The sequence below is a fragment of the Cupriavidus sp. 05T313 genome (genome assembly GCF_056396665.1).
Map to the genome: position 1 here is coordinate 1 of NZ_JBFTLX010000498.1, position 1,531 is coordinate 1,531.

At 47.4% G+C, this 1,531-nt stretch carries 2 protein-coding genes; both read left to right on the forward strand.

The features are described 5' to 3' along the window. Positions 1–101: 101 nt before the first annotated feature. Complete coding sequence (locus tag AC1DKD_RS41190; RefSeq protein WP_477144741.1) at positions 102–1,271, forward strand: glycosyltransferase; 1,170 nt, start codon at positions 102–104, stop codon at positions 1,269–1,271. 131 nt (positions 1,272–1,402) lie between these two features. Next, the coding region (locus AC1DKD_RS41195) for a polysaccharide biosynthesis protein (protein WP_477144742.1) at positions 1,403–1,531 on the forward strand (129 nt) is incomplete at its 3' end.

The following is a 1,531-nucleotide window of genomic DNA, read 5'->3' on the forward strand; positions in this document are numbered from 1 at the left end:
GGCTTTAGGTGAAACCGGTAATACTTATATTCATACATTATTACTTGCCGGGCTATCGGGCGGGCGGCCCAATTCGTACTATCGCGAATTTGGTGGAGCAATTGAGTGCAGAGTTTACGTTCAGAATTGTTACAACTGATCGTGATTTGGGTGATGTGCTCCCCTATGAAGGTGTGAGGGTAAATGAGTGGGTTGAGGTTGGGAGTGCGCAGGTCCTCTATTTGAGTCCAGCATCGAGTTCATTGGGCGGGATCGCAAGAATAATGAGGGAAATACCTCATGATGTGCAATATCTTAATAGTTTTTTTGATCCGGTTTTTACCTTGAAGCCCTTGATGGCTAGATATCTCGGTATGGCGCCTTCGAAGCCATTGATTATCGCCCCGCGTGGAGAATTCTCTCGGGGAGCTTTGATTATTAAGCGATGGAAGAAACTGCCATATATGGCTATTCTAAAAATAATTGGGATTTTCGGGAATAGTTTTTGGCAGGCTTCCAGCGCGTGCGAGGCAAGTGACATTTTTCGAGTGTTAGGCGGAAGAGAGGGTGACGAATTTTCAGGGCGTGTGCTTATCGCGTCAGATTTTGCCATTGGATTTTCTGGTGGCGATCCCGTGGAGAATGTATCAAATTCCGACCTGTTGCCGATGGCTCTGGAACCGTTGGAGAGCCAGCGCTCTCAAAATTTGAGTCAACACGGAGGGGAGAGGGAGTTGCGGATTTGTTTTCTTTCTCGCATTGTGCCAATGAAGAATCTGGACTATGCGTTGAGAGTCCTCTCTCGAGTGGGAGTGTCGGTAGTATTTGACATATATGGCCCCCAAGAGGAAGCCTCGTATTGGCTTGAATGTCAAAGATTAATTGATGAATTGCCAAGGAATATCGCGGTCACGGTGCACGGAAGTGTGGAGCACAGGGACGTTGCACGGACACTGGCTCAATACGATCTGTTCTTCCTGCCAACTCGTGGGGAAAATTTTGGTCACGTAATTTTTGAGGCCTTGCGGGTTGGGACTCCTGTTCTGATTAGCAATGAAACACCGTGGCGCCAGCTTGATGAGCGTGGTGTTGGTTGGGAGTTTCCACTTTCTGACCCGGGCTCGTTTGCCAATGCGATCGAAGCGCTGAGCACCTGGAGCTCGGTGGAATTGGATTCGGCGAGAGCTCGCGCGAAAATTTATGCTGAAGAAGTGGGCGCTAGTGGTGAGGTTAGAGCCGCAAATATACAGCTATTTAATAGGGTGGTTGAATCGAGTATCTGTTTTGGCTGAGTTTCAGAGATATTTTCGATTGATGGTTGGGGGGGGCGCTGGTATTCGATGGTTGTGGGAAAGAATATTTGTTCGGGTTGAATCCAGGCTGAGTTTTTTTGTTCGAATTGCTGGTGGGAGTTAATTTTAAAATGTTCGATAATGAGACGCTTCTTATAACGGGTGGAACGGGATCGTTCGGAAACGCGGTACTAAAGCGTGTATTGGACTCTAATTTGTCAGAAATTAGGATATTTAGCCGGGACGAGAAGAAGCAAGAT